The 25,738-nt window shown below is 61.1% G+C and carries 26 protein-coding genes, 1 tRNA gene and 1 pseudogene; 10 read left to right on the top strand and 18 right to left on the bottom strand.

The genetic code is table 11. The features are described 5' to 3' along the window. Positions 1 to 8 precede the first annotated feature (8 nt). The 3 genes and pseudogenes from P0D52_RS13265 to P0D52_RS13255 all read left to right on the top strand — a co-directional run. The gene (locus P0D52_RS13265) at positions 9 to 401 is read left to right on the top strand and encodes a hypothetical protein (RefSeq protein WP_394693123.1); all 393 of its coding nucleotides are present in this window, start codon (positions 9 to 11) and stop codon (positions 399 to 401) included. 113 nt (positions 402 to 514) lie between these two features. Beyond that, a complete protein-coding gene (locus tag P0D52_RS13260; protein ID WP_394693122.1) occupies positions 515 to 814 on the top strand; it encodes a hypothetical protein in 300 nt (99 codons plus the stop codon). Beyond that, positions 811 to 1,851: pseudogene (locus P0D52_RS13255) on the top strand (recombinase family protein); the annotation flags it as partial. The gene P0D52_RS13260 and the pseudogene P0D52_RS13255, both read left to right, overlap by 4 nt. 493 nt (positions 1,852 to 2,344) lie before the next feature. On the opposite strand, the gene P0D52_RS13250 reads toward P0D52_RS13255, so the two are convergent. The 5 genes from P0D52_RS13250 to P0D52_RS13230 form a co-directional block, all read right to left on the bottom strand. Then, positions 2,345 to 2,421: transfer RNA gene (locus P0D52_RS13250), tRNA-Arg, on the bottom strand. Positions 2,422 to 2,461: 40 nt separating this feature from the next. Next, complete coding sequence (holA, locus tag P0D52_RS13245; protein WP_394693121.1) at positions 2,462 to 3,523, bottom strand: DNA polymerase III subunit delta; 1,062 nt, start codon at positions 3,521 to 3,523, stop codon at positions 2,462 to 2,464. Beyond that, a complete protein-coding gene (lptE, locus tag P0D52_RS13240; protein WP_394693120.1) occupies positions 3,520 to 4,011 on the bottom strand; it encodes an LPS assembly lipoprotein LptE in 492 nt (163 codons plus the stop codon). The genes holA and lptE overlap by 4 nt, the downstream gene beginning before the upstream one ends. A 2-nt stretch (positions 4,012 to 4,013) precedes the next feature. Beyond that, entirely contained in the window at positions 4,014 to 6,599 is a 2,586-nt protein-coding gene (leuS, locus tag P0D52_RS13235; RefSeq protein ID WP_394693119.1) for a leucine--tRNA ligase, read from the bottom strand. A gap of 41 nt (positions 6,600 to 6,640) precedes the next feature. After that, complete coding sequence (locus tag P0D52_RS13230; RefSeq protein ID WP_394693118.1) at positions 6,641 to 7,126, bottom strand: DUF3576 domain-containing protein; 486 nt, start codon at positions 7,124 to 7,126, stop codon at positions 6,641 to 6,643. A gap of 268 nt (positions 7,127 to 7,394) precedes the next feature. Here P0D52_RS13230 and P0D52_RS13225 point away from each other — a divergent pair, with 268 nt between their 5' ends. Next, on the top strand, positions 7,395 to 8,582 hold the full coding sequence (locus tag P0D52_RS13225; protein ID WP_394693117.1) for a hypothetical protein: 1,188 nt from the start codon (positions 7,395 to 7,397) through the stop codon (positions 8,580 to 8,582). Between the two features lie 104 nt (positions 8,583 to 8,686). Then, a complete protein-coding gene (locus P0D52_RS13220; protein WP_394693116.1) occupies positions 8,687 to 9,106 on the top strand; it encodes an NtrZ family periplasmic regulatory protein in 420 nt (139 codons plus the stop codon). Here the strand turns inward: P0D52_RS13220 and P0D52_RS13215 are convergent. Further along, positions 9,103 to 9,720, bottom strand: coding sequence for a thiamine phosphate synthase (locus tag P0D52_RS13215; protein WP_394693115.1), 618 nt, complete (start codon positions 9,718 to 9,720; stop codon positions 9,103 to 9,105). The genes P0D52_RS13220 and P0D52_RS13215 overlap by 4 nt on opposite strands. Between P0D52_RS13215 and P0D52_RS13210 the strand changes: the two genes are divergently transcribed. Beyond that, positions 9,719 to 10,402: a YggS family pyridoxal phosphate-dependent enzyme gene (locus tag P0D52_RS13210; protein WP_394693114.1), complete on the top strand. Its 684-nt coding sequence runs from the start codon at positions 9,719 to 9,721 to the stop codon at positions 10,400 to 10,402. The two genes, P0D52_RS13215 and P0D52_RS13210, sit on opposite strands and share 2 nt — an antisense overlap. Here P0D52_RS13210 and P0D52_RS13205 read toward each other — a convergent pair. Continuing rightward, positions 10,392 to 10,898, bottom strand: coding sequence for a L,D-transpeptidase (locus P0D52_RS13205; protein ID WP_394693113.1), 507 nt, complete (start codon positions 10,896 to 10,898; stop codon positions 10,392 to 10,394). The two genes, P0D52_RS13210 and P0D52_RS13205, sit on opposite strands and share 11 nt — an antisense overlap. Positions 10,899 to 11,206: 308 nt before the next feature. Between P0D52_RS13205 and P0D52_RS13200 the strand changes: the two genes are divergently transcribed. Together P0D52_RS13200 and P0D52_RS13195 are read left to right on the top strand one after the other, a co-directional pair. Beyond that, the gene (locus tag P0D52_RS13200) at positions 11,207 to 11,893 is read left to right on the top strand and encodes a response regulator transcription factor (RefSeq protein WP_394693112.1); all 687 of its coding nucleotides are present in this window, start codon (positions 11,207 to 11,209) and stop codon (positions 11,891 to 11,893) included. A gap of 77 nt (positions 11,894 to 11,970) precedes the next feature. Beyond that, on the top strand, positions 11,971 to 12,540 hold the full coding sequence (locus tag P0D52_RS13195) for a DUF922 domain-containing protein (protein ID WP_394693111.1): 570 nt from the start codon (positions 11,971 to 11,973) through the stop codon (positions 12,538 to 12,540). Here P0D52_RS13195 and P0D52_RS13190 read toward each other — a convergent pair. The 4 genes from P0D52_RS13190 to ahcY all read right to left on the bottom strand — a co-directional run bounded on the left by P0D52_RS13190 (position 12,537) and on the right by ahcY (position 15,892). Next, positions 12,537 to 13,352 carry an exodeoxyribonuclease III gene (locus P0D52_RS13190; protein WP_394693110.1) on the bottom strand — a complete coding sequence of 272 codons (816 nt, stop codon included), beginning with the start codon at positions 13,350 to 13,352 and terminating at the stop codon, positions 12,537 to 12,539. The genes P0D52_RS13195 and P0D52_RS13190 overlap by 4 nt on opposite strands. Positions 13,353 to 13,364: 12 nt before the next feature. Next, on the bottom strand, positions 13,365 to 13,955 hold the full coding sequence (locus P0D52_RS13185; RefSeq protein ID WP_394693109.1) for a hypothetical protein: 591 nt from the start codon (positions 13,953 to 13,955) through the stop codon (positions 13,365 to 13,367). A gap of 5 nt (positions 13,956 to 13,960) precedes the next feature. After that, positions 13,961 to 14,416, bottom strand: a complete 456-nt coding sequence (locus tag P0D52_RS13180) for a TonB family protein (RefSeq protein WP_394693108.1) — start codon at positions 14,414 to 14,416, stop codon at positions 13,961 to 13,963. An 84-nt stretch (positions 14,417 to 14,500) separates the two neighbouring features. Continuing rightward, positions 14,501 to 15,892 carry an adenosylhomocysteinase gene (gene ahcY, locus P0D52_RS13175; protein WP_394693107.1) on the bottom strand — a complete coding sequence of 464 codons (1,392 nt, stop codon included), beginning with the start codon at positions 15,890 to 15,892 and terminating at the stop codon, positions 14,501 to 14,503. A 268-nt stretch (positions 15,893 to 16,160) separates the two neighbouring features. On the opposite strand from ahcY, the gene P0D52_RS13170 reads away from it, so the two are divergent. Then, complete coding sequence (locus tag P0D52_RS13170; protein ID WP_394693106.1) at positions 16,161 to 17,888, top strand: hypothetical protein; 1,728 nt, start codon at positions 16,161 to 16,163, stop codon at positions 17,886 to 17,888. On the opposite strand, the gene P0D52_RS13165 is transcribed toward P0D52_RS13170, so the two are convergent. The 4 genes from P0D52_RS13165 to P0D52_RS13150 form a co-directional block, all read right to left on the bottom strand. Beyond that, a complete protein-coding gene (locus tag P0D52_RS13165; protein ID WP_394693105.1) occupies positions 17,873 to 18,145 on the bottom strand; it encodes an HPr family phosphocarrier protein in 273 nt (90 codons plus the stop codon). The genes P0D52_RS13170 and P0D52_RS13165 overlap by 16 nt on opposite strands. Next, positions 18,145 to 18,552, bottom strand: a complete 408-nt coding sequence (locus tag P0D52_RS13160; protein WP_394693104.1) for a PTS sugar transporter subunit IIA — start codon at positions 18,550 to 18,552, stop codon at positions 18,145 to 18,147. The genes P0D52_RS13165 and P0D52_RS13160 overlap by 1 nt, the downstream gene beginning before the upstream one ends. A 70-nt stretch (positions 18,553 to 18,622) precedes the next feature. Beyond that, positions 18,623 to 20,245, bottom strand: coding sequence for a stimulus-sensing domain-containing protein (locus P0D52_RS13155; protein WP_394693103.1), 1,623 nt, complete (start codon positions 20,243 to 20,245; stop codon positions 18,623 to 18,625). Further along, positions 20,214 to 20,918, bottom strand: coding sequence for a response regulator transcription factor (locus P0D52_RS13150; protein ID WP_187166207.1), 705 nt, complete (start codon positions 20,916 to 20,918; stop codon positions 20,214 to 20,216). The genes P0D52_RS13155 and P0D52_RS13150 overlap by 32 nt, the downstream gene beginning before the upstream one ends. Before the next feature lie 129 nt (positions 20,919 to 21,047). Here P0D52_RS13150 and P0D52_RS13145 point away from each other — a divergent pair, with 129 nt between their 5' ends. Continuing rightward, a complete protein-coding gene (locus P0D52_RS13145; RefSeq protein ID WP_394693102.1) occupies positions 21,048 to 22,745 on the top strand; it encodes a hypothetical protein in 1,698 nt (565 codons plus the stop codon). Here P0D52_RS13145 and P0D52_RS13140 read toward each other — a convergent pair. From P0D52_RS13140 to P0D52_RS13130, 3 genes are read right to left on the bottom strand one after another with little or no spacing between them, the layout of a single operon-like run. Then, complete coding sequence (locus P0D52_RS13140; protein ID WP_394693101.1) at positions 22,742 to 23,656, bottom strand: hypothetical protein; 915 nt, start codon at positions 23,654 to 23,656, stop codon at positions 22,742 to 22,744. The two genes, P0D52_RS13145 and P0D52_RS13140, sit on opposite strands and share 4 nt — an antisense overlap. Continuing rightward, positions 23,653 to 24,576, bottom strand: a complete 924-nt coding sequence (locus P0D52_RS13135) for a glycosyltransferase family 2 protein (RefSeq protein ID WP_394693100.1) — start codon at positions 24,574 to 24,576, stop codon at positions 23,653 to 23,655. The genes P0D52_RS13140 and P0D52_RS13135 overlap by 4 nt, the downstream gene beginning before the upstream one ends. Further along, positions 24,573 to 25,712, bottom strand: coding sequence for a GNAT family N-acetyltransferase (locus tag P0D52_RS13130; RefSeq protein ID WP_394693099.1), 1,140 nt, complete (start codon positions 25,710 to 25,712; stop codon positions 24,573 to 24,575). The genes P0D52_RS13135 and P0D52_RS13130 overlap by 4 nt, the downstream gene beginning before the upstream one ends. Between the last annotated feature and the right edge of the window lie 26 nt (positions 25,713 to 25,738).

Raw genomic sequence — 25,738 nt, 5'->3', positions numbered from 1 at the left:
AGATCAATATGACTGATCAATCCCAAACGCCCGCACCGCAGGCACAACAACAGACCGCGCCGCAAGCGGAGCGGCCGGCACCAGCCTCCAAGCGGCCCGCCGATACTCTGCGGGCTGAGAACGTCAAAGCCACGATCTGGGGCCGCGATGATGAAAACGGACCGGCCTTCGCAACGAAGATTTCGCGAACCTATAAGGACGCAGAAGGAAACTTGCGCGATTCCGATCATCTCTCCGGCGCTGATCTCCTGCGAGCCGCCCGTGTGGCCGAGATGGCTTACGCCCGTGAGGGCGAGTTGAAGCGTGAACAAGCCCTCTCACGCGAGGAGCGCAAAGCCCAGCACCAGGACGCACGAACCCAAGAACCGGCTCAGCAACAAGTTCAGGATAGAGGCCGATAGCCCATAAGAAAAACCTTTACAAATCGGGGAAAGTATAAATAATGTTCTTCTTTTGTTCTTAATTGAGAAGGGAGAGCAAAGACGAACTGAAATAAAGATAGGAGCCCGTCGCAATGGACGACCAGACCAAAGATATTGTTGCCTCCCGGTCCATGGAAAACGGCTCCGGCTCTGCGCCTTCGCTCGTGGTCGAAGACTATGCTGAGGACGCTGCAGCGCTTAATATTCCCGACGACAAGGCGCGCGAATTCCTCGAAACCCTGTGGAACATCATGCTTATGTGCGCTGATGTCGAAATGGGTTTTGATCCCGTCTCATTGATCTGTGGACAGAACGAGAAACCGAGCCTTTCCGGCCCGTTTGCGGCCTCTGGCATGGTAGAATCGGACGGAGATAAGAAGGAGGCGCGATGACCCCTGCCAAGACAAATACCGATGCTGGCCGTCCGGCGGTGATTTACTGCCGGGTATCAAACTCCAAACAGAAGACTGAGCATGACGGCTTGCGCTCGCAAGAAACCCGCTGCCGCGAATATGCCCGCTATCGCCAGCTGGATATCGTCAAAGTGTTTGATGACGATATTTCTGGAGGGAAGGTGTCTCGCCCTGGCATGGATGCGATGTTGGCATTCCTCAAGCAGCATCGCCACGAAACGCCTTTTGTGATCATCGATGACCTCTCCCGATTGGCGAGAGGCATTCAGGCTCATTGGCAACTTCGCGAATTGATATTGAGCGCTGGCGGGGAGCTGATCAGCCCATCAATCGAATTTGGAACGGATTCAGATTCAAAACTGGTGGAAAACATGCGCGCTGTCGTCGCACAGCACCAGTTGGAGAAAAACAAGGAACAAACCCGCCACCGCATGGAGGCGCGGATCAAGAATGGCTACTGGACTTTCTGGGCACCCAAAGGCTTCCGCTTCAAAAAGAAAAAAGGCAATGGCAGCATCCTCGTTCGCGATGAACCGCTCGCCAGTATCATTGCCGAGGGTTTGGAAGGCTTTGCGTCGGGCCGGTTTGAAACTCAAGTTGAACTCAAACGCTTCTTTGAATCCCGGCCTGAATTTCCAAAAGACCTACCAAGCGGCAAAATCCGCAATCAGCGCATAAAGGATATGCTGACCCAGCCGCTCTATGCGGGCTATGTCGGCCTAGAATCCTGGGGCATATCGCTGAGAAAGGCCGACCACAAAGGGCTGATCAGCTTTGCCACCTATGAGAAGATCCAGGAACGCCTAACCCAAAAAGCCCGTGCTCCCGTCAAGAAGAACCTCAATGACGATTTTCCATTGCGCGCGTTCATTCTGTGCGGTGATTGCAAGCGGCCCATGACGGCCTGCTGGTCAAAGAGCAAGACGGGAAAGAAGCATCCTTACTATCAGTGCTACAACAAGGACTGCATTGCCCGGCCAAGATCGATCCGGCGCGATGTTGTCGAGAAGGATTTTGAAGCTTTGGTACGCAGCCTTGTTCCGAGCAAGGGCCTCATCACCATCGCCCGAAAAATGTTCAAGACGATCTGGGAGCACCGGATCAGCCACGTTGCCAGCACAGCTGACGCACTAAATGCGCAAGCAGTTGAACTGGATAAACAAATCACAAGCTATCTGGACCGCATTCTCGATGCTTCCAGTCCGACGGTCATCAAAGCCTATGAGCAACGCATCAGTACTCTGGAGGCTGACAAAGCCGCCCTGCTGGAAAAAGCGGCACAAAACACCCAAAAACCCAAATCATTTGAAGAGGCTTTTCAAACCCCGATGGCGTTTCTCGCAAACCCTTGGAAACTCTGGGCTTCCGGCGAGTTAAAGCAGCGCAGAATGCTCATGAAAATAGCGTTCTCCTCTCAGCCCGAATACGTGCGGGGAAAAGGATTTCAAACCCCAAATCTAGCCTTACCCTTCAAGGCTTTAGGAGACTTCTGCATGGGAAAATGTGAAATGGCGCACCCAAGAGGATTCGAACCTCTGACCTCTGCCTTCGGAGGGCAGCGCTCTATCCAGCTGAGCTATGGGTGCGTTTGACCGGTGGAATAACCCAATGAGGCCGGGGGTGCAATCACGTCGAGCGCCGCGATGACATGGCCTCGGCGCGCAAGGCCAGCTTGAGCAGCAAATCGCCGCCCAGTAGTTCCGCTGGCGCAGCTCCGGCGCGCTTCATCTGGCGCTCGGCTTCAAACGCGGCTTGCCGCGCCTGATCCAGTGCCCGTTCATTCCAGAGCGCTGCCTGCTGCTTGAAGGAGTCCGCTGCCGGGCCAAAGCGCGGCGCGCCCAGGCGCATGGCGGCATCCGGCCCGCCCGACTTCAGCTCCGACAACAGATCGATCCGCCGCTGTATGGTCCGCACCAGGCCAACACCGCTCGCCCCGCCCGACCGCGCCCGCATCCAGCTGGCATCGGCATCCTTCACCCGGCCGGACATGGCGGTATCGACGACACGGTCGAGTGCGGCATCGCCCCCCGCGGCTGCGCTGGCCTCGATATCGGCGAGTGTGATCGCACCCTCGCCGTCGCCGCGCACCTCTTTCGGGCCCTTGTAGAGTATGAGTTTGTCGACTTCGGACCGCGCCACGCCGCGATCGCCCTCGATCAGCGGCAGGAAACGGGCGCGGGCATCGCTCTCCAGGTGGAGGCCTTCCGCCGCCAGCGCGTCATCGACAAATGCGACCAGATCCCGGCCGGTTTCCGCATAGCAAGGTGCGGCGAGGGCCTTCTTGGCGGGCTCGAACGTCTTGCGCAGCTTGCCGGCGGGTTTGATATCCCCGGCTTCCACCACCAGCCAGGCTTCGGCGGGCATTTTTCCGGCTTCAAATTCTTTCAGGAACTCGGCAATCGGCGCTCCGCCAGCCTCGGTTGAAATCTGCACCCGGACAAGACGATCACCCCCCATCATCGACAAGGCCGCCATATTGTCAGCCAGCATCGCCGGATCGGCTTTCAGGTCTTCATCAGTCAGCTTGGTGACGTTGAATGGGTCATCCGGATCATCCACCAGCGCCTTGACCAGCAGATTGGCGCGCTCGCGCACCAGCCCCCGGTCAGGGCCATAGATCAACCAGGCCGTCAGATCACGATCCGGCTGGGCCAGCCGCGCATTCACATCACGGGCTGTCGCCTTCACTGGCCGCCGCGGTTGATATACCGCGCCACGCGCAGGGCAATCCGGTCAGCGGCTTCCCGCGCGGCACGTTCTTCGGCATCGCGGCGCGCACTGACGGCGGCATAGGGTTGAAGCGGAATATCAAAGGTCGCTTCGGTGCGGACGGTTTCGGTCAGTACGGGCGAGCCGGAGCCGGTATCGATCAGACTGAAATCTACCGACAGCGATAGCGCCGAGCGCGTCGCCACATCATCAGCCCCGACGCCCAGACCGGATGTTGTCACGCTGGTTTCAGCGGCGAGACGATAGCGCCCGCCCGCCGGTGTGCCGAAGCGGTCATTGAGGGATTCGGCCAGCATCTGGTCGATGCGTTCCTGCCCGTCAACGGCAACCGTGATCCCGCGCATGGCGCTGACCTGCTGCTGCGATCCATGCAAGGGCTGAAAGGCGCAGGCCGAGAGACCGAGCGTTGCGCTCGCCATCAGGACAAGGAGTGCATTGCGTTTCATATCTAGCCCGCCACAATGTTGACGATCCGGTCCGGGACCACGATCACTTTGCGCACTGTAAGGCCTTCCAGCGAACGCGCCACCCCCGGATCGGCCAGGGCCGTCTTTTCCGCGGTGTCCTTGTCGGTACCCTTCGGCAATTCGATCTCGCCGCGGCGCTTGCCATTGACCTGAACGGCAATCGTGACGGTGTTATCCACCAGAAGCGCCGGTTCGGCATCTGGCCAGGCGGCGGTCGCGACGATGCCGTCCTGCCCCAGCCTCTCCCAGCACGCTTCCGCCAGATGCGGCATGAAGGGCGAGATCAGCTGTGACAGCAAGACCAGCGCCTCTTTCTGAGCCGCCTTGTCAGCCTCATTCGCAGGCAGGAATTTGCGCAGCGCATTGACCAGGTCGTGCACTTTGGCGACGGCGGAATTGAAGCGGAAACCCTCAATGGCCTCCGTCACGTCGCGCACCGAGCGATGGGCGGTCTTGCGCAGCTCCAGGCCTTCCGGACTCACGCCGGACATGTCGGTTGCGTTGGTACCGTCAAAGCCGTCCACCACGGCCCACAAGCGCTGGACAAATCGCCAGACACCATCGACGCCGCCATCCGTGTATTCCACATCGCGCTCGGGCGGGCTGTCAGACAGGACGAACCAGCGGGCGGCATCGGCGCCATATGTGTCGATAAAGTCATCGAGATCAACGACATTTTTCTTCGACTTGGACATTTTCTCGATGGAACCGACCGTGACCGGACGCCCGGTCTCGATCTCGACCAGCCGGCCGTCGCGGTCCTCGATCTCGGTCGGGGCCAGCCATTTGCCGGATTCCGACTTGTAGGTCTCGTGCGTGACCATGCCTTGCGTGAAGAGGCCGGCAAAAGGCTCGCCCGATGGCAAATCGATCAGCCCGCAATCATGCAGGGCGCGGGTAAAGAAGCGCGCATAGAGCAGGTGCAAGATCGCATGCTCGATCCCGCCGACATATTGATCGACCGGCATCCAGCGCCGGGCTTCGTCCGGATCGAAAGGCTTGTCGTCCGGCCACGGTGAAGTAAAGCGCAGGAAATACCAGGACGAGCAGACAAAAGTGTCCAGCGTATCGGTTTCGCGCTTGGCCGGTCCGCCGCATTCCGGACAATCTACATTGCGCCAGGCGTCATTGCGGTCGAGCGGATTGCCCGGCGTGTCGAACGTCACATCGCGCGGCAATTCCACCGGCAATTGATCGGCCGGAACCGGCACGGTGCCACAGCTCTCGCAATGGATGATCGGGATCGGACAACCCCAATAGCGTTGCCGGGAGACCAGCCAGTCGCGCAGCCGGTAATTGGTTGCGCCCTGACCCAAACTCAGCTTCTCCAGCTCTTCAATCGCGCGCTCGATCGCGGCCTCGGTCGTCAGCCCGTCGAGGAAGCGCGAATTATAAATCGTGCCGTGATCGGTAAAGGCCTCGGTATCAATCGTGTGCGTCGCCGCATCGGCATCGGGCGGCAGAACGACCGGCGTCACCGGCAAATCGTATTTGCGCGCAAAGTCGAGATCGCGCTGATCGCCCGCAGGCGAGCCGAAAATCGCGCCGGTGCCATAGGTCGACAGCACGAAATTCGCCGACCAGACGGGGATTTCCCAGCTATCATCAAAGGGGTGCCGCACCTTCACATGCAGATCAATGCCCTTTTTCGGGGCTTTCTCGATCTCTTCCGCCGTCGTGCCGGCCGCCGCGCAATCGCGGGCGAATTTGTCCACCAGCGGATCATTCTTCGCCAGTTCCGCCGTGATTACGTGATCCGACGCCAGCGCCAGGAAGCTGGCACCGAACAGCGTGTCGGGCCGGGTTGTGAAAACGGTGATGCCTTCGCAGCCAAAGCGATCCTTGTCGGCCGGATCGGCGAAGGGGAAGGTCACATGCGCCCCGCGGGACCGGCCAATCCAGTTGGCCTGCATCAGACGCACTTTTTCCGGCCAGCGATCCAGCGTTTCCAGCCCGTCGAGCAGGCTGTCGGCATAATCGGTGATCTTCAGGAAATACTGATCGAGCTCCCGCTGCACAACTTGTGCGCCAGAGCGCCAGCCTTTGCCGTCAATGACTTGCTCATTGGCCAGAACGGTTTGATCGACCGGATCCCAGTTGACCTTGGCCTTGCGCCGTTCAACAAGGCCTTTTTCGAAGAATTTGAGGAAAATGGCCTGCTGATGCTTGTAATAATCGGGCTCGCAGGTCGCGATTTCCCGATCCCAGTCCAGCGCCAGACCCAGCCTTTGCAGCTGCCCGCGCATCACCTCGATATTCTTCAGCGTCCAGTCGCGCGGATGCACATTGCGATCCCGCGCCGCGTTTTCCGCGGGAAGGCCAAAAGCGTCCCACCCCATCGGGTGCAGGACGTCAAATCCGCGGGCGCGTTTATAGCGCGCGACCACATCGCCCATCGCATAGTTGCGCGAATGGCCGACATGGATTTTGCCGGACGGGTAGGGAAACATCTCAAGGACGTAGTATTTCGGACGGTCAGACGGCTCGCGCGATGCGCGGTCCACGCCTTGCTCCGCCCAGACGCTTTGCCATTTCGGCTCGGCCTCTCTGGGATTGTATCTGCTCATGGAAATGTCCTGAGCCCGCGCCGGAAGGGCGGGCAAAAAGGTTAGTTGTCGAGCGTCGAGATCCGCAATTGCCGCGCCCGCGTCAGAATCGCATTTTCAATGTCGATTCCGGTTTGCGGTGTGACGGTTGCGTCGACCCATTCGCCAGCTTCAGAGCGTTCCTGACGGAAAACCCGCACGGATAGAGCATCGCCCCGTAGTCGCGTATCGAGGATATAGACCGTGACCTGGAAGCGCTCATTCGGCTGTTCCGGATTGGCATACCAGTCGGTGACAATCACGCCGCCGAACGGATCAACCTGATCCAGTGGCATGAAGCTGATCGTGTCGAGGCTGGCGCGCCAGAGGAAGCTGTTGACGCCGATCCCCGCCGGACGCTCATCACTGGCCCCGCCGGAGAAGCTGGGCAGACGAAGGCCGCTGCGGCCATCGTCGCCGGATTCGGCACTGCGTGAGGACGAGCACGCCGCAAGCGCCAGCATGGATAGCGCTAGAACCGGCAAGGTTAGGGAGCGGCTGAACTTCATCTCTCGGTCTCCATGAGAAATAGTGTGGCAAACCGGACCCGTTGGCCCGACGGCGACGTGATCTATACCACGCGAAACGCGCATGGCCAGCCATGGGCGACACCTGATTCACCACGAGTTCGAAATGAACCATCGTGGCTTTCGCGCCACATCTGCCTTTTTCTTGCCTTATTTGCCGCTTGGCTTGCTTGACGATGAGGGTATGGCCGGTGTGGATTAGCGCTTCGTCCGGGGGACGGGGCCGACCGGCGGGGCCGCGAGAGGCACAATGACGCAGTATTCAGGCGCGATAATATTCTCCGCGCTTTCTGCAGTCCTCGCGGCCGCGCCGGCGCATTCTTTCCAGAATTCAGATGATATAAGCCATCGCCTGGCGGCGATTGACCTGTCCTTGCGCACGGATGCCGCTCTCGTCTTTGCCAGCGGGTCCTATGGCGGCAATGTGCTGGCGGACCTCGATACACGTTTTGAATGGGAAGCAATTTCCGACAATGGCTGGCGCTGGGGGCTGGAGGCCGGGCTCCATGCCCAGAGCGATATTACGCGCGAGGGGTTTGCAAATGCGGCGGGACCGGTTCTGACCGCGCCACGCAGATCGCTGACGACGGGCCGCTATCGCGGCGGCGCGCCCGAGACCGGCCGCAAGGCCTTCGCGATGGAACGCCTCAATGTCTTTTTGAAAGCCGGCTGGGGCGAGTGGCGGCTGGGCCTGACGCCCGGGGCGGCGCAGGTGGAGGCCATCAACCTTCCGACCGGATCGGCTTTTGTCCGCCTGGATGGCGGGCCTTTGGGGCTGGGCCGGCAGGTGATGACGCGCACCGCCAATACCGGTGCGGGCTTCGGGCCCTCAATTGTCTATTCAACACCGCGCATTATCGGCTTTCGCGCCTCGGCCTCCTTTGCGCCGCAAGCCCGCTATTGCGCTGTCGACATTTGCCTGTCGGACGCGATTGCCGGCGGGGCCGGATCCGCCAGCCTCGAAAATGTGGTCGAAGCCGGGGTGAGCTTTGATCATACCTTCAGCGAGGCTGGACAGGTCGAGGCCGCGCTCAACATCGTGACGGCGGACCCGCTTTCGGTTGAATTTTCCGATGCTTACAGCGCGGTCGGCGCACAGCTGCGCTGGTCGCGGGACGGGTTCTCCATCGGCGCATCCGGTCTCTGGTCGGACAATGCCGTGGCCGGCGGCGATTATCAGGCCCTGGCGCTGGCCGCGCGATATGATCGCGGCGACTGGAGTTACGGCGCGGAATGGGCCGGCTCCGAAGATGATTACCTTCGGGAGTCGGAGACGGCCGTGCAATTCACCCTGTCGCGACTGGTCGGAGATCAATTCACTGTGACCTTTGGACTACACTCGGCGGAACGTGACTTTGCCGTCCCGACGGTTCAGGGTATTGTAAATAATAGTGAAAATGGAACCGGCGGCTTTTTCGAAGTGACCTTCCGGAACTGAGCGACGGAAAGCTTCACCTTAAATCGTTGTCATTCTGAGATTCAGGACTTCGCCTTTTAACGATCTTTGGTTATGTTGATCGTCGCATCGAGGGGCATTATGGCATGAGCCAGGTGTTAAAAGCATGGACGATCGCTGCTGCGGTCGCGGGGTTTGTCGCCTCCGCGCCGGGCGCTTTTGCGTTCCAGGATGCGGTGAGCGCCTCTTCCGATGCGGATGCTCAGGCCTGGTATGAAACCTTCACGCTGAATGCCGATCTGGCACCCGGCGTCGATCTCGACTTCCCGGACAATGAAGTCGAATTCCAATCCGGCGATGGTTGGGGCTTCACCCTTGGCATTGACCGTAATGATGAAGAGCGCCGCGAATTCGATTCCATCGATGCCGGTGTCTATGTCGATCTCAATCAGCGCTTCCGTTTTGGCGGATCGATCCGCTTTTCCAATCCGGACAATCTCGTGACCGGACCTCAGATTGATGAGCGCGCGCCGGAAGTGAAGTTCGAAACCGGCTGGCGTTTCTAGGGTTTTAGCCCGTCTATCGCTGCCAATCCCGAAAATCCTGCGCCTGCCAGACGCTTTGCCGTGTCTGCCATTATGCCGCCCAGGGCATAGACGGGGAGGCGCGCGCCGATCGTCAGGGCGGACGCCCGCAATGGTCCCAGACCGGCCTGTCCGGCATGGCTGCGGGTTGCGAAGACCGGCGACAACAGCGCCGCATCGGCGCCGGCCTGCGCCGCCTGCGCAAGTTCGCGGCGATTATGCGCCGACATCGTCATGATCTGCCGGGAGTGGGTGCGCCGCCATTGGCGTGCGGGCGCGGCCAGCCGGGCCGGCCAGTGGACGCCGTCGGCATCACAGGCATCGGCCAGTGCCGGGTCAGCAGCGATCAGCAGGACCATGCCCGTCTCCCGCGCAATGGCTGAAAGTGCATGCGCTTCGGCAATTCGTTCCGCGCGGCCAAAATGCCGGTAGATCAGCGCGCAGCCATCCGGCAGGCTATGGGCAAAAGCGGCAACATCCGGCGTCCGCGCGGGATCTGTCAGGGCGATCAGCGGCGGCAGCACGCCGGGAACACCCGGCCATCTGGCGGCCAGCCTTGCCAGCGTCATCGCTTGGGAATAGGTGCGGGAGGACATGACTGACTCTGTAACCGAATTTGCCGCCCGCCGGAATGACATCCTGAAGCGGATCGCCGCTGCCGCAAAAGCCGCGGATCGGCCTGCCGCAGACGTGACGCTGGTGGGCGTCTCCAAGAAACAGCCCGACACCCGGATCGAAGACGCCCTGATCGCCGGTCAACGCGTCTTCGGCGAGAACCGGGTTCAGGAAGCGCAGGCCCGCTGGACAGAACGGCGCGCGGACTATCCTGACCTCGAATTGCGGCTGATCGGTCCCTTGCAGACCAACAAGGCGCTGGACGCGGTCGCCCTCTTTGATGTGATCGAGACACTGGACCGGCCCAAACTCGCCAAAGCCGTCAGGGCCGCCATGGACAAGTCCGGGCGCACGCCGCGCCTCTATGTTCAGGTGAATACCGGCGAGGAAGAGCAGAAGGCCGGGATTGCGCCGCATGACCTTGCCGGGTTTTTGACATTGCTGCGTGAGGATTTCGGCCTGGAGATCGAGGGCCTGATGTGTATTCCACCGCTTGAGGAGCCCGCCGGACCGCACTTTGCGCTGCTTGCCGATCTCGCGGCCGCCAATGGCCTGGAAAAACTGTCCATGGGGATGAGCGGTGATTATGAAACGGCCGTGAAATTCGGCGCTACCAGCGTGCGGGTCGGTTCGGCCCTGTTTGGCGAACGGCCTAGCGCCTGATCTCCAGCGTATCGCCGGGCTTCGCACCCGCCAGCACGTGCTCCAGATCCGTACGCGCCAGCGCTACACAGCCCAGCGTCGGAGGATAGTCCGGCTTCGCGCAATGCAGGAATACCGCTGAGCCTTTCCCCGGCACGGGCGGATCATCATTGTGAGAAAGCACCACCACGATGTCGTAAAGCTCGTCGCGCCGGGTCATGTCCTCGCACGATGCCGGATAGGGCAGGCGCACGGGCCGGTTATAGGCCGGGTCTTCGGGCGCATCACACCAGCCGTCATCGGCGCGGATCACGCGAACCGGCAAGGCCGTGGCCGGCGCAATGCCGCGATCTTTGCGGAAGAGCACACGCCGCAGCGTATAGACGCCCAGCGGCGTGACACCATCGCCTTCCACCTTGTCCGCCTCCGGTTTGACGGCACCCTTGCCAAGCGCCGCGCGATAAACGGCGTCTGGCGTGCGGAAGATGCCATCGGAGGTGACGGTAAAGCGGGTCATGTCGGCGGGTTTCCGGCAAAATCGGGCGGAATTCAAGCGGTCGGCGCGGGACGCCATCCAGCGCAAAAGCGCAAAACGCGGCGTCCCGGTCGCCTCCCCCACCACGGAGGTTTCACGTCGCCGGTCGCACCCGGCCTCACGTGCCGGGCGTTAACCATGCAATTTCGCGGCCATTTTTCACGTCCCGATGACGCTTTGCACACGCCATTGTGTCCTTGACCGTGATCGCGAGGGCGGTCATTTGTGCCGGGAATTTTCCGCCGCCCGGCAGGAATTGCCTCCCGTTCAAAAAATGGCATGATCAAGATATGAGTGCGAAAAAAACGATTCTGTGCGTCGATGATGACGACGACCTCCGCGAGACCCTGATTGAACAATTCGGGTTTCATGATGAATTCGATGTCCGCGATGCGGATACGGCGACCAAGGGCATCAAGATCGCCCGCGATGAACGCGTCGATATCGTGCTTCTGGATGTGGACCTTCCCGATATGGATGGCCGTGAGGCCTGCCGCCTGATGCGCAAGAATGGCGTAACGGCACCGGTCGTCATGCTGACCGGACAGGATACCGATGCCGACCAGATCCTGGGTCTGGAATCGGGTGCCAACGACTATGTCACCAAGCCGTTCAAATTCTCTGTCCTGCTGGCCCGTGTGCGTGCCCATCTGCGCAGCCATGAGCAGAGCGAGGATGCCATCTTCCAGATCGGCCCGTACGAATTCAAACCGTCCATGAAACTGCTGGTCACGTCGGACGAGAAGAAAATCCGCCTGACCGAAAAAGAAACCAACATCCTCAAATATCTCTATCGTTCGGGCGGCAAGCCGGTCTCGCGCGATGAGCTCCTGCATGAGGTCTGGGGCTATAACCCCAATGTCACCACGCACACGCTGGAAACCCATATCTATCGCCTGCGCCAGAAGATCGAGCCGGATCCGGCCCGCTCACGTCTGCTGATCACCGAAAGCGGTGGCTATCGGCTGCAATCGTGAGCTTTTCGGGTATTTCCGAGTGACAGCACCGCGATCAACGGTCAGGATAAGGGCCGGTTTCTGATTTCAGGTGTGTCATGCGTATCGGGCTCGGGCTGGTCTGTTGGGTAATCAGCGGCGGTATCGCGGCCGCCCAGACGCCTGTATCGATAGCTGAAACACTCGATATCCATCACTACGAAGTCACCGGTCTCTCGCCCGAGCATCTGATGGCCTCGTTTCGAAGCCGCCCGAATCCGGCCGTCATGGCGACGACCCGCGGTGGCCTCTCCATTCGCTATGATTTTGCCTTTGGTGGTGGGGAATGCCGGCTGATGCAGGTCGATCTGGCCCTGGATATCGACATCACCTACCCGCTCTGGCGCGAGGAGGATCGCGGCTCCGAGTCCATGCGCGAAGCTTGGCAACGGTTCAAATCCGCGCTGGAAATCCATGAAGAGGGCCATGTCGAGCGGTTTCGCGACGCCGCGGCGCGCCTCTCAGACCGGCTCGCGGCCATTCCGCCGGCACCGTCCTGCCAAACAGTCCGCGCGGCGGTGGACCGGCATCGCGCGCAGTTCGACCGTGAGGTCGAAGCCGAACAGGCGGCCTATGAACGCGAGACCGATAATGGCGCGACTCAGGGCGCGCGGCTGCGCTTTCGCTAAAGCACGAGGTCCAGCACGATCGGAACGTGATCGGATGGCTTTTCCCTTGCCCGCTCGGGCTCATAGATCCTGAAGCCATCGCGGCCCTTGGCGAGTGCCGCATCTTTGAGCGCCGGTGTGACCCAGATATGATCCAGACGCCGGCCCCGGTTGGAGGCGCGGTAATCCTTCGAGCGATAGCTCCACCAGGTGTAGATTTTCTCCGGTTCGGGAATGATTTCCCGCGCCACGTCGATGAAATCGCCGGCCGCCAGCATAGCGTTCAGTGCATCAACCTCGCCCGGCGTGTGCGAGACGACTTTCAGAAGCTGTTTGTGCGACCAGACATCGTGCTCATAGGGCGCAATGTTGAAATCGCCGAGAATGACGATCCTGTCCTCACGTGTGTTGCGCGCCGCAAAATAGTCCGTCGTCCGGGCCAGGAATTCCATCTTGTGCGCAAAGCGCGGATTGGTCTCGACATCCGGCTCATCGCCACCCGCCGGAATGTAGAAATTATGTAATTCGATACCTTCAACGCCGACGCGTTGATGCCGGGCTTCCTCGCGCGGGCAAATGCCTTCATCGCCAAGGTCCTCCAGCGGGTATTTCGACGCAATCGCCACGCCATGCATGCCCTTCTGGCCGCGCACATGGAAATGCTCATAACCCATTTCGCGGAAAGCTTTTTCCGGAAACTCCGCATTCTGGCATTTGATCTCCTGCAGGCAAAGCACATCCGGTGAGGCCGCCGCCACGAAAGGCGCAATCAGCGGCACGGCCCGCAGGCGCACGGAGTTTACATTCCAGCTCGCAATCGAAAGCGTCGTCATCTAACCGTCCAATCAGAGAATATTATAGGTCGAGCCGGCGAGGCCCACTGGCCAGCGCCCGCGCACAAAGAGACGCCAGCGCGCCAGGAAGGGATGCGGTGGATCATCATCCTCGGCTTCGGCCATAATCACCAGCGCGGCACCGTTTGCCGCCTGAATCAGCGACCCCGCCGCAGCGTTGAGCACCGCTTCGTCACTCATATCTCCCAGAGAGGCCGAATAGGCGACGGCATCCTGTGCCGCTTCACCGGCTTTCAGGCCGACATATTCCAGCACCGTCTGGATGCCGTCCTCGTCCAGCCGCATCGCGGCTTCCGACACCAGTCCGGCGCGCAGCATTTCCTCGGTCTCCCAGCCTTCCGGATTGAAATCCATGGCCTCGGCGGCCTCAGCCGCTTCGGTCCAATTGGTCAGGAGGCCGGCTTCAGCATGGGGAAAGCCCAGCCCGTCGAGATAGGTGCGCGACAGATCGCGTTCGCGTTTGTCGAGGGGTTCGCCCAATCGCATGAACAGGCGGGCATCGGCGAGCCCGTCGGCAAAGGCGCGAACCTTGTAAAGCAGCGGAATTTCATCCAGCAGCCGGGTAAAATCATCTTCAGCCATGGTCGCTATCTAACGCGAACCGTGCCGTTACGGAACTCGAATAACACCACGCAATTGGACAGGGCCTGCCCGTCCGGCAATTCGCGAAAGCGCCAGTCTTCCACCGCCCGTACGGCCGCAGTGTCAAAATGCCCGGCCGGGATCGATTCCGCCGAGCGCACGCGATGCGGCCGGCCTGTATCATAGACGTGGAAGCGCACCACGACCCAGCCCTGAAGGCCGCGCGCATAGGCGCGGGCCGGATAGACCGGCATTTCAAACTCGCGGGCGGCCAGCTGCGCCCCCTGGCAATCCTCCGGCCCGATCAGCCGCTCCACATTCGCGGGCACGGGAAAGGGCTGGGACGGCATGAAGGGTTCCGAGCGCGGATCCATACGGCTGGTGCCGGGCAGAGACGCCACGGACGAACAGGCGGCGAGGGACAGCGCCAGAAAGGCGAACAGAACAGAAGTGCGGATCATGGGCGCAAGCTAGCGGCTTTCGCGGAAAAGAAAATGCCCTGGACCAGCGTCCGGGGCATGTCTCGTCTCGTCTGGCAGTATCGCCTAGTAGCGATAATGCTCGGCCTTGTAAGGGCCTTTTTGTTCCACGCCGATATAATCGGCCTGCTCATTGGAGAGCCCGGTCAGCTTTGCGCCCAGCTTCGGCAGGTGAAGCGCGGCGACCTTCTCGTCCAGATGCTTGGGCAGGATGTAGACCTCGTTCTTGTACTGCTCGCCGCGCAGCCACAGCTCGATCTGGGCCAGAGTCTGGTTGGTGAAGGAGGCCGACATCACGAAGGACGGGTGACCATTGGCATTGCCGAGATTCACCAGACGGCCTTCGGAGAGAAGGATGATCCGGTTGCCCTCCGGGAATTGCACCAGATCGACCTGCGGCTTTACATTCGTCCACTGGAAATTGCGCAGTGCCTCGACCTGAATTTCATTGTCGAAATGGCCGATATTGCAAACGATCGCCATGTCTTTCATGGCGCGCATGTGGTCGACGGTCAGAACGTCCTTGTTGCCGGTGGCGGTCACGAAGATATCGCAATCATCAATCACGTCCTCGACGCGGACAACGGCAAACCCGTCCATGCAGGCCTGAAGCGCGCAGATCGGGTCAACCTCGGTGACAGCAACGCGGGCACCGGCCTGGGCCAGCGATTCTGCCGAGCCCTTGCCGACATCGCCATAGCCGCAGACGAGGGCCGTCTTGCCGGCCATCATCACGTCGGTCCCGCGGCGGATGGAATCCACCAGGCTTTCGCGGCAGCCATAACGGTTGTCGAATTTCGACTTGGTGACCGAGTCATTCACATTGATCGCCGGGAAAGGCAGCTCGCCGCGCTTCTGCATCTGATAGAGGCGCATCACGCCGGTCGTGGTCTCTTCCGACACGCCCTTGATATTGGCCTTGGCCTTGGCAAACCAGCCCGGTGTTGCGGCAATGCGCTTCTTGATCTGGGCAAAGAGATATTGCTCTTCTTCCGATTTCGGCTCGCCCAGGACAGACGGATCGTTTTCGGCTTTCTCACCCAGGATCAGATACATGGTGGCATCGCCGCCATCATCGAGGATCATGTTGGCGGTTTCGCCATTCGGCCAGGTGAAGATCTTGTCGGCAAAATCCCAGTATTCTTCCAGCGTCTCACCCTTGTGGGCAAAGACCGGAACCCCGGTTTCCGCGATCGCGGCCGCGGCATGGTCCTGCGTCGAAAAGATGTTGCAGGACGCCCAGCGTACTTCCGCGCCCAGCGCGGTCAGTGTTTCAATCAGCACGGCGGTCTGGATGGTCATGTGCAGCGAGCCGGCAATCCGGGCGCCTTTCAGCGGCTGCTCAGCGCCATACTCCTCGCGCAGCGCCATCAGGCCCGGCATTTCGATTTCCGCCATGTCGATTTCGGTACGGCCCCACTTGGCCAGCGACAGGTCTTTGACTTGATAATCAGACATTCAAACAGGTCCTTCCATCAGGATGATCGGGAGAGCTTTGGCCCTCCGGGGCGGGGACTCCCGGCCGGATAGGGGACAGCATTGCGCCGCCGGTTAGCATGCGCGGCGACGCGGCACAATGTAGGGACTGATCTGTCAAAGACAAAGTTTGTGTGAAGGCCCTGACTCTGGCGGCCTAAATCTTGTATAGTCCCTGCTGCCCGGCGTTTTCGGGCCATGACGCAGAGCAAAATTGCCGCGTTGAGTTGATGAATTGAGGGGTGGGTCAATGTCGAGTATTCCGGGGGCGCATGCCAGCCTAGGCTTTGGACGCAAGCGCGTTGATTTCTATGCCTCACCGGGCGTTACGGCCGGGGAGGGACAGCGCCGCGGCGAGCACGAAATCCGCGACGCCGACGGAGCGTCTCACTCGATGCGCCTGTCCCGTCCTGATACGCCCCTGGAAACCGGAGAGACGGTGACCGTTCTGCGCGCGCAAAGTGGTCCGGACCATGGTTCGCGCCCCGTTGCCGTTATCAATCATGATCGAAATGCCTGGACGCGCACAGCGCCGGAGGCCACGGCCGTTCTGGCCCGCAGCGGCATTACCCGCGCGACCAATTGGTGGCTGACCATGTTGCTCTTCATGGCCGCGGCCATTGCCTTTTCCTGGTCGGATATCCGCTTGTTCATGCTGGAAGTCGATCCGGGTATTTTCGCGTCGCTGCCTGAATTCAATATTTTCAATATCGTTGCAGCTGCAATTCCGGCTCAGGTCGGCTTTGACTTTGCCGCCGCCATTCCCGGCTTTGGCGGTCTGGTTGATCAACTCGGCCTGCCCGGATGGCTCTCGGCCCAGACGCTGGCCTTTGCCCTGCCACTCACAGCAATAGCCCTGATCACATATTTCGCCCGGTCCTGGCGCATCATCTGGGCGCCGGTCTATGTTTTCGCGGCCATTGCCACAGGTCTCGCGCTGGCGCCGGAATCACCGTTGATGCCTGCAATTCTGGCACTGGCGGGTGTCGCCCTCCTGTTCTGCGTCGGTGGATTTATCAACCGCACGCGGGATGCCGGCCGGCTTGAAGGCCGCATTGCCCGGCTGAGCGAGAATATTCTGCGCCATCCACCGGCTGAAACCGTCGCGGCTCCGGCAGCCGCAGGTGCAGCACTGGCGGCGACGGCCGTTGCCGATGCCGAAGCTGAACCCGATGCAGAAGCGGACGCAGATGCCGCTATCGCCAGCGCAGACGCTGCTGAAGATGCGACAGACTCCAGCGACGATCTGCCCAGCGATGAAGAGCTGGCAGCGGCTCGCAGCGAATCTGAAAACGCGGATCCGTCACCGGTTCCGTCCATGGCCGCAACAGCCGAAGAAGCGAGCGTCGAGGAAACGTCGACATCAGATCGTGACATGGTGATGCCGCCGCCACCGCCTTTGGCCAACCGGGCTGTCAGCGACACCGCGGAATCCGGTGAAGCGGGTGTCGCAGATTCGGATGCCGGTGAGACGAACGAGTCGGATGAGCCGGCCACGGCTGCGGCTTCCGCAATGCAGGCGCCCACTCCGGAACCCGTTGAAGCGCGGGAAGAAACTCCGGTGGCGGCTGACACACCCGCTACGCCCGAGGCCGATGTGTCCGACCCACCAGCCACAGCGACGGCATCCGCGATGCAGGCCCCAACGCCAGAGGCGGCACAAGATGCGCCCGCCATCGAGCCATCCCCCGATACGCCGGCCGCCGAGGACGTGCATTCTTTTGCAGCCTCCGGATCCGGTCCGGGTGAAACGCTGATGTCATCGCGCGATATTGCGGATGTTGAAGACGCCGCCGAAGCGCCAGAGGCACCGGATGCCGCGCCCGTTACGCCGTCGACATTGCAGAATGCTACCGGCGATGACGAACCGGACCCGTTCATGTCATCCCCGCAGTCAGCAGATTCCGCGCCTGAACCGGCCGCTGAGCCGGATCGCCAGGACGATAGCGACACGCCGCCGCGTCAGACGGATTCGTAGAATTTGTCCTCGACCAGCTGAATGAGGGCGGCCAGCGCGGCGTCTGCGTCTGGCCCGTCAGCGAGAATGGTGATCTCGGTGCCCGGCCCTGCGGCCAGCATCAAAAGATCCATGATGGAGGATGCGGCCACGACCTCGTCGCCGCGCTGGACATGGATGTCGGCATCAAAGCTTGCCGCCATGTCGACGAATTTCGCCGAGGCCCGCGCATGCAGCCCACGCTGATTGGTAATCAAAACCTGTTTTGAAACCGGCACTATTTCGACGCGCCAACGAGGACAGTGGAAGCGCGCGCAATATAGCGCCGCCCGGCGGCTTCTCCGGCTTCGGCCAGCGCATCCAGCGCCATCGCACTGCGGGATTCCGCCAGCTTGATCATCATTGGAAGATTGATACCGGCCAGCACTTCGACCTTCCCGGGCGCCAGCTGGGAGATCGCCAGATTCGACGGCGTGCCGCCAAACATATCCGTCAGGATCAACACACCTGCGCCGCTATCCAGCGTTTTGATCGCATCGCGGATATCATTACGCCGGTCTTCCAGATCGTCATCGGGGCCGATGCAGATGGCATCGCAATGCTCCAATGGTCCGACAACATGCTCGGTCGCGGCGATGAATTCGCGCGCAAGATCACCATGTGTAACGATCAGCAGACCGATCATGTTTCACCTCAGGATGATGTGATTAAATCCCGGAGTGTGCCGGGCGAAAAGGGCTTTCTTCATCGCCGTGTCATATTTGCGCAGCGCGCGGCAGCGTCACGGTGAATCGGGCACCCGTTACCCGGCCACTTTCATCGCGCCGATTTTCCGCGCAAATGTCTCCGCCATGGACATCGACGATCTGGCGCGAAATCGCCAGTCCGAGGCCGGAATGCGACCCGAATTCCGCGCCAGCGGGCCGCTCGGTATAGAAGCGCTTGAAGATGGTCTCGAGATTGTCGGGCGGGATGCCGGGCCCGTCATCGTCAATGGTCAGCTTCAACCGCCCGGATTCAGCAAGGCTCAGCGCGATGCGGATCGTGCCGTCTGCCGGCGAGAAGGTGATCGCATTGTCAATCAGGTTGCGGATGACCTGTCCCAGCGGCGCGGCCCGGCCCTCGACAAAAGCCTGATCAAGCGAGGTCTGGAAGACCAGCTCGGGCTCATCCGAACGCGACGCTTCATAGGCCGAAACCGTATCCCGCATCAGCTGAGCCAGGTCCACCTGTCCAACATCCTCGCGGGACAATTCGGCATCCAGGCGCGAAGCGCGGGAAATATCGGTGATCAGCCGGTCCATGCGCCGGACGTCTGAGGCAATCACACCCAGCAGGCGCTCGCGCTGTTCATCGGTCCGGGCTTTGGGCAGGATTTCGGCCGCCGACCGGATCGAGGTCAGCGGGTTTTTCAACTCATGCGCCACATCGGCGGCAAATTGCTCGATCGCGTCCATCCGGTCGTAGAGCGCCGCCGTCATTTCCCGCATGGCTTCGCCCAGCTCGCCAATCTCGTCGCGCCGCCCGGCGAGCGACGGCATTTGCACGCGCCGTCCCTTGGCCATGCGCACGCGCCGCGCCGCCTTGGCCAGCCGCCGGATCGGGCGGGCGATAAACACGGTCAGCGTCAATGATGTCAGAATACTGACCAGCGCGGCCATCAGGATAAAGGGAAAGAGCGCCCGGCGTTCGTCCGCGATAATCTCATCGAGGTCGAAGGATTCCAGCGTCACCACACCGACAACGGCGCGCACGGGCTGGATCGGCACCGTCACCGAGACTACACGCGAGCCGTCTGGCTGGCGGCGCACGCCTGCGACGGTCTCACCGCCGATTGCGGTTGTGATTTCATCTTCCAGTGTCCGGTTCAGCGCGGCGCGCTCTTCTGCCGTCCGGAACCAGCCCCCGAATCCGTCCAGCGTGCGCGACAGAAGGCTGCGGGCATCTTCTGCGAAGTCTCCGGGCAGCGCTTCGCCCGGCGGCGGGAGTTCAGTGACGTCAAACCGGTCGGCGAGCAAATGACTGTCCGCAACCAGCTGTGCGGCCTTGTTATAGATGCGCGCGCGCACTTCTTCCGGGAGGTAGAGGTCCCGCAGGATCAGCCGGGCATCGCCGTCCAGCAGGCGCGGCGAGGGATCGCTCTCGGCGGCGCCTTCCGCCATCACATTGGCGATCAGCTCGCCCTCGACGCGCAGGGCCTCGATCTTGGCATTGACCAGCCCCCGGCGGGTTTCCGACACGGCCAGCATGCCGATGATCAGAACCAGCAAGGCCAGACCATTGGCGGCAAGGATAATCCAGGCGAGGCGGGAAAAGGAGACCCCGCGAACCGAACGGATCGTCCGGCTAGCTCTCCTTGTAACGGTATCCAACACCATAAAGCGTCTCGATGGCGTCGAACGTCTTGTCGACTTCTCTGAATTTCTTGCGGACCCGTTTGATATGACTGTCGATGGTCCGGTCGTCGACATAGATCTGATCGTCATAGGCCGCATCCATCAGCGCATCGCGGCTTTTCACATAGCCGGGCCGTTGCGCCAGGGATTGCAGGATCAGGAATTCCGTGACCGTCAGCCGCACCGGCTCACCTTCCCACGAACAGGAATGGCGATTGGGGTCGAGCGACAGACGCCCGCGCATGATGGGTTTGGAATCCCCACCGGGCTGCCCCGGATCTCCGACCGGATCCGGACGGGCCCGCCGCAGAACGGCTTTCACCCGCTCGCCCAGAAGACGCTGGGAGAAGGGCTTGGTGATGTAATCATCGGCGCCGAGATTGAGCCCCAGAGCCTCGTCAAACTCGTCATCTTTCGACGTCAGGAAAATGACCGGCATGTTGGACGATTGACGCAGGCGGCGCAGAAGTTCCAGACCGTCCATACGCGGCATCTTGATGTCAAACACGCCGAGATCCGCCGGGTCATCCGTCAAGGCTTCCAGCGCGGCCGCGCCATCATTGAAGGTGCGCACCTTGTAGCCTTCGCCTTCCAGAAAAATGGATACCGACGTGATGATATTCTCGTCATCATCGACCAGCGCAATTGTGGCCATGAACGCGTCTCCTCATTCCCCGTTTTTCAAACCTTAAACAAGCTTGGCGCGAAGCGAAAGCGTTAGGGTTCACCACGCCTTAAATGTTTCAGTGGCATTGTCCGGGCCTGATTGCACGGAGTGCGCCTGATGGCGGCAGCCAAGATTCATTATGAGGTCTTCGTCAAGAAGCATCGCAAGGCGTCCTGGACATTGGCAGAGGCACGCCCCGATCGCGAAGATGCCATTGAATTTGCGAAGAATCTCCTCGATGCGACACCTACCGGATCGGTCCGCGTATCCAAGGAACGCTTCGATGAGGAGAGCCGCGCTTTCCGGTCCTTCACGATCTGGGAAGAAGGCGCTGAGAAATTCGAGACCGAAGCCGAGAAAACCGGCGATGGCTCCCTGCCCTGTCTGTCACCGGATGATCTGACCAATCCGTCAGCCCGCGACACGATGAGCCGCGTCATGAATGAGTGGTTTGTGCGCAAGCAGGTCACGCCGATGGAGCTCATGCACAGTCCAGAGCACGCCGAGGATCTGGAAAGCGGCGGCACCGAGCTCCAGCACGCCATCCAGAAGGTCGCGGTGGCCAGTGCGCGCGACGGAGACTCCACCGTTCACGCCTATGTCAAACAGCTCCTTGAGCTGACCACGAAAGCCTTTGACCGGATTTACAAGGACGGCAAATCCGGCCGCCTGCCGAAATTCTCCAAATACAAGACCTACGCCTCTCTGGTCGAAGCCTTTGCGGGCGAGAAGTCGCCATACAAGATCCGCGCGGCCCTGGCGGACCGGCTGTCTGACGAGCGCGGTTTTGGCAAGAAACTCTCTGTCCTCATGGAGTTTGCAACCGAATTGCCGGACGCCGATCCGGCCCGCAAGATCGGCTGCGAACAGCTCGATATCTTTCTGGCCGAGATTCTCAATTTCGAGTCCGGAATGACCGCTCTGATTGGCTCGCCGGAGGAATTGGGCGATCAGGTCCAGCGCCTGGCCGATATTTTCGACGGGTCTGATGATGCCGAAAGTTTGCAGGACGCGCCGACCGATGCGCGCACTCTGACCCGTCTGATGAAGACGGGCCGTTTGCCGGCCTGCAAGACCATGATCGCCAGTGCCTTGCTGGAGCGCCTGCGGCGGCCGCGCCGCATGCGGCCCAAGGATGTTCTGGCCGAAGTGAAGCTGGCCCGGAAACTCGCTCAGAAACTGGTGATGGCACAGGGACCGGACCTGGCCGTGGACGCGCTGCAGGATGCGTTTGCCAAACGGTCGGCGCGACTTTTGACGCCGGAGACCATCGGCGATTTTCTGGAAAAATGTGAAACGCCGGATCAGGAAATCGAAAATCTGCTGGCGCTGGAAGAAAATATCGTCGGCGCCCAGAACAAGCGCAAGCTGGCGGGCTACATCCGGGCTGCGCTGGGCAATCACAAGACGGAAGGCTGGTTCGTGTCGGGTGAGGGCCGCGCCATTGATCGTCTGCACCGCCTGACCGGGTTCCAGGCAAGGGCCCTCAAGGGCAATTATCCGGAAGAGGACAAATCCGGTCTGTCGGCGGCCTTTGACGCGCTGGGGCAGAAGGTGCTCGAGCGATCCGGGCTGATCGATGCGATTGCCAACGGCAAATCCCCGGCTCTGGACCGGGCCGCTTCGCTGCTGAAGCTGGTGACCTGCGGGGCCATTCCGGCCGGCAAATGCGCCATGCTTGCCCAACAGAGAGCCGTTCAGCTCATTCGTTCTGAAACAGGCCTCGAGGAAGCGCGCGCAGATACCGAACGCGCAAAGCTGGCAGATATCGAAACCATGCTGAAGGCCATTTCCGGCCAGTCCGCCGCTGCCTAGAGCGCGGCCAGACCACCCGGCGCTGCCGGATCAATACGAAAACTGGGAGCAAGGGGGTCACGGCGCTGGCCGCCTGACAGTTTCAGCAATCGCGCCAGTCCGGCGCGCATCAGCGTGACCGGCGAGAGTGACCCGCCGAGCCCCGGCGAAAGCCCGAATTGCCGCCGGAGAACGCCATTGGCATAGATCGCATTGGCACGCACCAGTGCCGCAGGCGTCAGGAATTCGGCGGAAATCGAGACATTGAGGTCCGTCCCGTTGACGATGCGATGCGGCGCATTCTGTGGCCAGGACACCATGTCTCCTGGCAACAGATCAATACATACAGCGCCCGCGTCAAAGCCGGGCTGATAGTCGAGTTGCTCGGCCGTTTCGCGCAGCACAACGGCCTCCAGAGCGTCCGGCGAGACATAGGGCGCTTCCGGCGGATAGAGCCAGACGCGCTTGTGTCCGCGCAAATGCCACAGCGCAACGCGAGCGACATCCAGATGATAGAAGACCTGCGCGCGAGGCGAGGCAATCAATAGGCCGACATCCCGCTTGAAGGTCCTGAGGCCGGGAATGGCGGATTCCAGCTCGCCGAACATCCGGTCAGCCAGATCGGCATAATCGGGAAGCCAGGCATTCGTGGCACGCAGATTGAACCAGACCCGTCCCGTTTTTGCGATCTCGATCAGTCGCTCACCGGGCAGATGGGTGATTTCGCCGCGCCGCCAGCTTGACCGGTCGCAGGCATCCTCGCCCATGGTGAAAACGCCCAGATGTTCGCGCGGATAGCGATCCAGAATGCCGGCCAGCGCAGCATCGCTCCAGTCCATCTGCGTGTGCAATCGATGTTTGAAAGTGGAAACGTGTGCGGCAAACCCCTTCGCATTCAGGTCGGGGGCGTGGTCGAGAAGGGCGGGTGTCATGATGCGGCGCTGCCGTAGAAGCCCAGCTTGAACGGGCCGCCCCAGAAGATTTTGCCCAGCCCGCGCACTGCCTTGTCGAGCATCCGGGCCCGGCGCGGCGCTCCGATGGCCCAGAGCACCGCTGCTGCCAGACCATAGACCAGGGCCTGGCCGGCCCCGACGATCATCCAGAACAGGATGCCCGGCAAATTCATCGGATTGTGCGAGGCACAGGCCGCGCTAGGGCCCTGACCGTAGGCGAAGGCGCGTTTCAGCGTATAAGACAGGCTCGCCCGGCTCGACAGCGGGTCTTCCCAGACCCAGGCCTCGGCGGACCAGGCAAAGACGGCATGCCGGGCCTGCATCTGGGCAAACAACAGATCATCTTCGCCGCCCGTCGTATTGCGTTCTGCCGAGAAGGGTTGTTCGCAGGGCAGGGCGGATTTGCGGACCAGAGAGTTCCCGCAACCATAATAATGATCGATATGTCCGCTTTCCTCGGGCCCGGAGCGGGCAAAGAATTCGTCATAATAGGCTCGATGCGCGGTCACACTCTCCGGCAGCCGGGTCCGGACCGGGCCGAAAACTGCGTCCGCATCATAGAAATTCAGGGTTCCGACCAGTTCGCACAGCCAGGTCGCCGGCGCTTCCTCGTCATCGTCAAGAAAGGCAATCAGCTCACCCGTACTGGCGGCAAGGCCGGCATTTCGGGCATTGGCCACACCGGCTTCGCGCATATGCACCACCTGCACAGGGATCGCTGCTTCCTTGGCGATGGCATGCGCGGCAGCAAGGCCGGAACCTTCCGGATCATTGTCGACGATCACCAGTTCCAGCTGAAGCCCGCAGGGATTGGCCTGCGCCAGAATACTGTCGGCGGCCCGCCGCAACCCGTCTGGCCGGCGGAATGTGGGAATGATGACCGAAATACTCTGCGTCATGAGGATGGCCCCGTAATAGGCTCCGCGCGGTGGGTCACCGCCCGCACGAGGCCGGAAATACGATGGGCAGTATCCAGCTCAACCGCTGAAATCTGGTTAAGGCGGCGGCGAATGCGCGCGGTGATATTGCCAACGGGTGTCCTGTCGGCGGCCTCCCAGAGGATGGAGCGCACCTGCGTGATGCGGGCATCACGTCCCGGCGCGGCGATCAGTGCGCTATGTACCGGTACGGTGTCGGCGGAATAATATTTCTTGTAGTGATCATGATCCGCGCCGATATCGCAGCGCTCCAGGCCCATTTGCGGCATGGCGGCGACCAGTTCGTGCAGGACTTGCTGGCCCGGCGACCACGCCCAATAGGCCGGGTCATAAGCGGCAATCCATGGATTGAATACGGTGTTGCTGCGCACACCAAACAAGCCGGCAATAATTTCGCCTTTTGCCCGCAAGCTGAACAAAAGCCCCCGAACCGGCCCGTTCTGTCTTGCATGGGTCTGATGCATGAAATCCTGCACCCATTGCGCGGCCAGCACATCATGCCGGCCGCTGGCCGTGTATTGCGCCCGCTTCCAGCCGAGCAATGAATCAAGTGCGGCATCGTCAGTATCTTCCGGGACAACCGATACGGGCCCGCACTCCCGCTCCAGCTGATGACCAAGACGGCGGTGATTCTTGAACCGCTTGGGATGCAGGGCGCGCTGGCTTTCTAGAAAAGCCGCGGCATCCGCCCCGGGCGCAATTGTATAGGCCTCACTGGTCTCGCCGACATTGGTGGAAAACAGGCCAAAGGGATCAAGCAGATTGTCGAACTGAAAGGCGCGAATGCCCGCCGCCTTCAGCGCTTCTTCGCCTGTCGCAAGGAAATCGGGCGCGCACACAAGCGCCTGCACATCGCCAAAAGGTGCTGCGAGGGACCGGGCCATTCGGCCGGGACGCAAATGGAAAGCGAGAAAGCCGGGCGTATTCTGGCCCTTTCGGAAAACCGCGACGCGCACATCATCCCGCACACGGGCGACGAGGTCGGCAAATTCCGGCTGGAGAAGTGGTGAGGCGAAGGGACCGGTTGCCAGCGAGCGCCAGATTGCCCGGTCTTCCGCATTCAACGCGGCAGGAGATAGAATTTCGGCTTGCACCATTTTGAACCGCTCCGGAAAGAACGGCA

The organism is Hyphobacterium sp., assembly GCF_043584775.1.
Classification (GTDB): Bacteria; Pseudomonadota; Alphaproteobacteria; order Caulobacterales; family Maricaulaceae; genus Hyphobacterium.
The sequence above is the reverse complement of the archived record's forward strand: the minus strand, read 5'-3'. Positions and strand labels throughout refer to the sequence as shown.

Coding starts and splice junctions, on each gene's coding strand:
- P0D52_RS13265 (WP_394693123.1), top strand. CDS start 9: ATGACTGATCAATCCCAAACGCCCGCACCGCAGGCACAACAACAGACC.
- P0D52_RS13260 (WP_394693122.1), top strand. CDS start 515: ATGGACGACCAGACCAAAGATATTGTTGCCTCCCGGTCCATGGAAAAC.
- lptE (WP_394693120.1), bottom strand. CDS start 4,011: ATGAAACGCAATGCACTCCTTGTCCTGATGGCGAGCGCAACGCTCGGT.
- leuS (WP_394693119.1), bottom strand. CDS start 6,599: ATGAGCAGATACAATCCCAGAGAGGCCGAGCCGAAATGGCAAAGCGTC.
- P0D52_RS13230 (WP_394693118.1), bottom strand. CDS start 7,126: ATGAAGTTCAGCCGCTCCCTAACCTTGCCGGTTCTAGCGCTATCCATG.
- P0D52_RS13225 (WP_394693117.1), top strand. CDS start 7,395: ATGACGCAGTATTCAGGCGCGATAATATTCTCCGCGCTTTCTGCAGTC.
- P0D52_RS13220 (WP_394693116.1), top strand. CDS start 8,687: ATGAGCCAGGTGTTAAAAGCATGGACGATCGCTGCTGCGGTCGCGGGG.
- P0D52_RS13210 (WP_394693114.1), top strand. CDS start 9,719: ATGACTGACTCTGTAACCGAATTTGCCGCCCGCCGGAATGACATCCTG.
- P0D52_RS13215 (WP_394693115.1), bottom strand. CDS start 9,720: ATGTCCTCCCGCACCTATTCCCAAGCGATGACGCTGGCAAGGCTGGCC.
- P0D52_RS13205 (WP_394693113.1), bottom strand. CDS start 10,898: ATGACCCGCTTTACCGTCACCTCCGATGGCATCTTCCGCACGCCAGAC.
- P0D52_RS13200 (WP_394693112.1), top strand. CDS start 11,207: ATGAGTGCGAAAAAAACGATTCTGTGCGTCGATGATGACGACGACCTC.
- P0D52_RS13195 (WP_394693111.1), top strand. CDS start 11,971: ATGCGTATCGGGCTCGGGCTGGTCTGTTGGGTAATCAGCGGCGGTATC.
- P0D52_RS13190 (WP_394693110.1), bottom strand. CDS start 13,352: ATGACGACGCTTTCGATTGCGAGCTGGAATGTAAACTCCGTGCGCCTG.
- P0D52_RS13185 (WP_394693109.1), bottom strand. CDS start 13,955: ATGGCTGAAGATGATTTTACCCGGCTGCTGGATGAAATTCCGCTGCTT.
- P0D52_RS13180 (WP_394693108.1), bottom strand. CDS start 14,416: ATGATCCGCACTTCTGTTCTGTTCGCCTTTCTGGCGCTGTCCCTCGCC.
- ahcY (WP_394693107.1), bottom strand. CDS start 15,892: ATGTCTGATTATCAAGTCAAAGACCTGTCGCTGGCCAAGTGGGGCCGT.
- P0D52_RS13170 (WP_394693106.1), top strand. CDS start 16,161: ATGTCGAGTATTCCGGGGGCGCATGCCAGCCTAGGCTTTGGACGCAAG.
- P0D52_RS13160 (WP_394693104.1), bottom strand. CDS start 18,552: ATGATCGGTCTGCTGATCGTTACACATGGTGATCTTGCGCGCGAATTC.
- P0D52_RS13155 (WP_394693103.1), bottom strand. CDS start 20,245: ATGGTGTTGGATACCGTTACAAGGAGAGCTAGCCGGACGATCCGTTCG.
- P0D52_RS13150 (WP_187166207.1), bottom strand. CDS start 20,918: ATGGCCACAATTGCGCTGGTCGATGATGACGAGAATATCATCACGTCG.
- P0D52_RS13145 (WP_394693102.1), top strand. CDS start 21,048: ATGGCGGCAGCCAAGATTCATTATGAGGTCTTCGTCAAGAAGCATCGC.
- P0D52_RS13140 (WP_394693101.1), bottom strand. CDS start 23,656: ATGACACCCGCCCTTCTCGACCACGCCCCCGACCTGAATGCGAAGGGG.
- P0D52_RS13135 (WP_394693100.1), bottom strand. CDS start 24,576: ATGACGCAGAGTATTTCGGTCATCATTCCCACATTCCGCCGGCCAGAC.
- P0D52_RS13130 (WP_394693099.1), bottom strand. CDS start 25,712: ATGGTGCAAGCCGAAATTCTATCTCCTGCCGCGTTGAATGCGGAAGAC.